Below are 4,786 nucleotides of genomic sequence, written 5' to 3' on the forward strand. Positions count from 1 at the left end.
GCGCGTGCCGAAGGAGAGCAGCAGCAGATAGCCGACAACCACCGGCGGCAGGATCAACGGCAGATGCACCAGCCCGTTGAGCAGCGTCTTGCCCCAGAATTGTCCACGTGCGAGCACAAGCGCGATCAATATGCCGGGTGGCAGGCTGGCGATGATCGCCACTGTCGCCACCTTGATCGACAGCCGGACCGCATTCCATTCGTCGGGAGTGAGATCCAGCAGCCAGTTCATCTTTTTGGCGTGCCTCAGTTGCTCGGCGTAAGGACCGTAAAACCTTGCGCCTTGAAGATCTCGCCTGTCTTGGCGGATTGCAGGCATTCCAAAAATGCCGGCGCATCCTTGTCCGTCGAATCCGCCATCTGCGCAACCGGGTAGACGATCGGCGGGTGCGAATCCTCCGGGAGGGTGCCTATCACCTTGACGCCGGGCTCGGCGTGCGCGTCGGTGGCGTAGACGATGCCGAGTGCTGCTTCGCCGGTCGAGACCAGCTTGAGCGCTGCGCGCACATTCTCGGCCTGTGCCACCTTGCCTTCGATCGAGGACCAGACGCCGAGCGATTCAAGTGCGGCCTTGCCATATTTGCCGGCCGGCACCGCTTTGAAATCGCCCATGGCAAGCCTGCCGTCGCCGATCAGCCCGGCAAGATCAAAACCCTTTTCGATCCTGGTTTCGACCGACGAATCCTTCGGCGCCACCAGCACGATCTGGTTGCCGAGCAACTTCACTTCGGTATCCGGCTTGGTCAGCTTTTTGTCGGACAGATATTTCATCCAGTCGAGGTCGGCTGAGATGAAGACATCGGCTGGCGCGCCGCCCTCGATCTGCTTGGCCAAGGCGGAGCTTGCCGCATATGAAATGGTTGCCACTTCGCCGACATCGGCCTCGCAGGCGGTGTTCACGGCGTCCAGGGCGTTCTTCATGCTTGCCGCGGCGAAGACGATCAGTCTGTCATCCGCATGGGCAACCGGCATGGCGTTGATCAACATCGCTGTCAGGCCGCCAATGGCAGCCGCCTTCACTCCGAAACCGTTGCGCACCAGCATGAACTCTCCTGGGCTTGAAAATCCGATCGCGAGCCTGCCAATCGATATATCCATGTGAATATAACAGGGGAAGGGCTTTTGCCAGACTTAGCCCGAACAATGGCCCAGCCAATGGCCTTGCATGGTGCAGCCACCGCCGCGATAAGTAGCGGTGGATACAGCGCGACATCGCAGGGCCGACGAGGCAGGTCAAAGCATCTGATGTCGTGGTCGGCATCGCGGGCGGACGGCACAGCGCTACAGCCGAACAATTTCGAAACAAGGTAGGTAGAAGCCCGATGTTTGCGGCTCACACCGCGATGGGCGCCTTGATCGTCGCATCGGCGAGGTAGTTTTCCAGCCGGAAATCCTCGAAGCGGAAGGCAAAGAGGTCCTTCACCTCTGGATTGATCCACAGCGTCGGCAGCGCCTTGGGCGTGCGCCGCAACTGTTCGCGCGCTTGCTCGAAATGGTTCGCGTAAAGATGCGCGTCGCCCAGCGTGTGGACGAAATCGCCGGGCTTCAGCCCCGTCACCTGCGCCACCATCAAGGTGAGCAGCGCATAGGAAGCGATGTTGAACGGCACGCCGAGAAAGATATCGCCGGAACGCTGATAGAGCTGGCAGGAAAGCCTGCCTTCCGAGACATAGAACTGGAACAGGCAATGACAGGGTGGCAGCGCCATGGCTTCCACTTCAGCCGGGTTCCACGCCGAAACGATCAGCCTTCGGGAATTAGGATTCTTGCGTATCTCCTTCAAGAGATTGGCAATCTGGTCGATGGTGCCACCATGGCCGTCCGGCCAGGAGCGCCATTGCTTGCCATAGACCGGGCCGAGGTTGCCATTCTCATCGGCCCATTCGTCCCAGATCGAGACGCCGTGGTCGTTGAGGTATTTGATGTTGGTGTCGCCGGCCAGAAACCACAGAAGTTCATGCACGATCGACTTCAGGTGAAGCTTCTTGGTGGTGGTGACCGGAAAGCCGCGCGCAAGATCGAAGCGCATCTGGTAGCCGAACACCGAGCGCGTTCCGGTGCCGGTGCGGTCGCCGCGATCGGCGCCGTTTTCCAGCACGTGCTTCAAGAGGTCGAGGTACTGGCGCATCGGCTTCGGCTCGATTCGGGACTCGATTCGGGTTACCGGCCATCATAACCGACTGGCTGCTGGCCGAACATATCAAAGCGCAGAATCTTAAGACAAGACACTCGCGGCCATGCTCCGGGCTGGCGCGGGAATCGCACCAGCATCCGCCGAGGCAGGATGATTGTTCAGATGCTGGCGAGCTTACCCAGATCCTTGGCGACCAGGTAATAGAAGGTCACGCGGCTCTTGGTGTTGTCGGCCTCCATCGCCCTGCAAGTCTTTTCGATGGCCGCGTCCGCCATGCTGCCGTCGGCTATGCCGAGCTTTTTGGCAACCCAGTTGGCCTTGACGCGATCGAGTTCCTTGGGATCCGTGCAGGACACCAGCGAGGAATCTTTATTCCTGAGCGCAATGCCCAAATGCTTCACGATCTTGGCGACCGCGTCGGCATCTGCCGCGGCGTCGTACTTCTTCACGTCTGCAAGATAATCGGCCATCAAAATTCCCCTCGTCAGCGCCACGGGATCCGGTCGATGAGGGTCGTGGCGCGCTGCGGCAAAATGTGCGCTAAGTCGGTAACTCCTCACCGCCGCAAGCTTGGGTTGAGACGGTTGACAAGTCAAGCCTTCGCGAGGGCTGTTTGACACAGCGACAAAGCCTCAATTGAGGCCTTTCATTTTCCACGATCGGTCCCTATATCTGTTTGGTCGGCTCGACCGACTATGGCGATAAACAGGCGATGAAATAAGCCGTTCGGACCCGGGGGCGGTACCCGGCGCCTCCACCAAAAACCGCTGTTATCGATGAGCGGCTTTTGCTGGGGGCGAAATAGGATCGACGAAGGTGTAAAGATCGTACTTTTGCCCGGCATTGTACCACCGTTATCGGGCTAAACTTATAGTTGCCAACGACAACTATGCGGAAGCACGTCTCGCCGCGTAAGCGGTGCGATAGCTTCAATTCAAGCCCTAGTGGTTCGCACTTCTAGGCGGGGTTCGGAGGTACCTGGCAACAGAAACCTCCACTTCTCCCCTTCGATTCCACCTCTTCGATACGATAACGGCAGCAGGCTTGCTGGCCGCGCTTCTTGCGCTATGCCCCTTCGCGACGCTGTCTTGCTGCCTGGGAGCTGCGCCGGACACTCTTGGTTATCTGCACCTCACTGGCCTGCCGGTGCCCGACCACATCAGGAATGCCGCCCAACACTTCCGCTACGTCAGTCATGTCTTCATCGCCCCGCCATGGCGCGAGATTCTTTGGCAGGATTGCGAGCGACGAAGCCGAACGCACCTATCACGCGCTGGCCAGCATCTACACCGAATTGGGCTATGACCTGGTCCCGTTGCCCTTGGTGCCGGTCGAGGCGCGACTGCGATTATCTTGGTCGAGGCGGGCTTGCAGCTTGAGCCCAGACGTGAAAAAGGCCGGGAATGACCCGGCCTTTTCATGCTCTCGCCGGAAAGCCTCTACTCTGCCGGCGCTTCGACAACCTCCCGCCCACGTCCAAGCGTGACCTTGGCTAGCACGAACGAGATCACCGCGCAAAGCGTGATGCCGGCCACCATCGGCAGCGGCGTGCCGTCGAAGAACACGCCGGCGATGCCCATGGCGACCGCACCGATCGCGAAGTGCAGCGTGCCCATCAGCGCCGAGGCCGTGCCGGCGATCGCGCCATGCTCCTCCATGGCCAGCACCGAAGTCGTCGGGATCACCAGGCCGAGGAACCCGTAGCCGACGAACAGCAGCACCGCCATCACGTCGAGCCGGTCGACGCCGGACGCCATCACCGCGAACAGCACCACCATCGTCGTCGCATAGCCGACCACCGCGACCCGCACCACGGGCCTTAGCCCGAACCGTTCGGACAGCACCCCCGTTAACTGCGACATGCCGATGAAGGCGACCGCGTTGATCGAGAAGAACACGCTGTAGACCGTCGGCGACAGCCCGTAATGGTCGATCAGGATGAAGGAGGAGCTCGATAGATAGACGAAGAAGCTCGCGATCCCGAAGCCGCCGATAGACGCCAGGCCAAGGAAGTTGCGGTCGCCCATCAGGAAGCGATAGGCCGAGAGCGCGGTGCCGAACGAACCGCCTGCACGCGCGTCGACCGGCCGCGTCTCCTTGAGAGAGGTCGCCAGCAGGACGGTGGCGAGCACCGCCCCACCCGTTACCGTCCAGAACACGGCACGCCAGCCGAAATTCTCGATGATCACGCTACCGGTCAGCGGCGCCAAGATCGGCGACACCGAAAACACCAGCATCAAGAGCGACATCAGCTTGGCAGCGTCGGTGCCGGTGTGCAGGTCACGCACGATGGCGCGCGGCACCGCCATGCCTGCGCTGGCGCCGAGCCCTTGCAGGAAACGGAAGGCGATCAGCCATTCGATCGAGGGAGCGAGCGCCGAGCCGATGCCGCCGACCATGAACAGTGCGAGGCCGCCATAGAGCGGCAGCTTGCGCCCGACCATGTCGGAGATCGGTCCGACCACGATCTGGCCAAACCCCATGGACAGGAAGAAGATCAGCAAACTCATCTGCACGGCAGCAGTGCTGGCCTGCAGATCCGCGCCGATCGAAGGCAGCGCCGGAAGATACATGTCGATGGCAAACGGACCGATGGCGGTCAACAGGCCGAGCACGATCGCGATGCGGAGGAATCGGGGACTCATGATAGCCT

4 protein-coding genes, 1 other RNA gene and 1 pseudogene are annotated in these 4,786 nt (G+C 60.8%); 1 reads left to right on the forward strand and 5 read right to left on the reverse strand.

Annotated features, from left to right (window positions below; genetic code table 11):
- From EOA85_RS27915 to EOA85_RS27930, 4 genes and pseudogenes are all read right to left on the reverse strand, one after another.
- Window positions 1-231 (reverse strand): annotated as a pseudogene (locus tag EOA85_RS27915) (molybdate ABC transporter permease subunit); the annotation flags it as partial.
- A 14-nt stretch (window positions 232-245) separates the two neighbouring features.
- The gene (modA, locus tag EOA85_RS27920; protein WP_127211918.1) at window positions 246-1,040 is read right to left on the reverse strand and encodes a molybdate ABC transporter substrate-binding protein; all 795 of its coding nucleotides are present in this window, start codon (window positions 1,038-1,040) and stop codon (window positions 246-248) included.
- 292 nt (window positions 1,041-1,332) lie between these two features.
- Complete coding sequence (locus EOA85_RS27925) at window positions 1,333-2,127, reverse strand: thymidylate synthase (RefSeq protein ID WP_029351381.1); 795 nt, start codon at window positions 2,125-2,127, stop codon at window positions 1,333-1,335.
- A 164-nt stretch (window positions 2,128-2,291) separates the two neighbouring features.
- A complete protein-coding gene (locus EOA85_RS27930) occupies window positions 2,292-2,603 on the reverse strand; it encodes a DUF2853 family protein (RefSeq protein ID WP_127211916.1) in 312 nt (103 codons plus the stop codon).
- A 170-nt stretch (window positions 2,604-2,773) separates the two neighbouring features.
- Here EOA85_RS27930 and ssrA point away from each other — a divergent pair.
- Window positions 2,774-3,132, forward strand: a transfer-messenger RNA (tmRNA) gene (ssrA, locus tag EOA85_RS27935).
- 440 nt (window positions 3,133-3,572) lie between these two features.
- Here ssrA and EOA85_RS27945 read toward each other — a convergent pair.
- Entirely contained in the window at window positions 3,573-4,778 is a 1,206-nt protein-coding gene (locus EOA85_RS27945) for a multidrug effflux MFS transporter (protein ID WP_127211917.1), read from the reverse strand.
- Window positions 4,779-4,786: the final 8 nt, after the last annotated feature.

It is taken from the genome of Mesorhizobium sp. M5C.F.Ca.IN.020.29.1.1, from assembly GCF_003997375.1.
Taxonomy (GTDB): Bacteria; Pseudomonadota; Alphaproteobacteria; order Rhizobiales; family Rhizobiaceae; genus Mesorhizobium; species Mesorhizobium wenxiniae.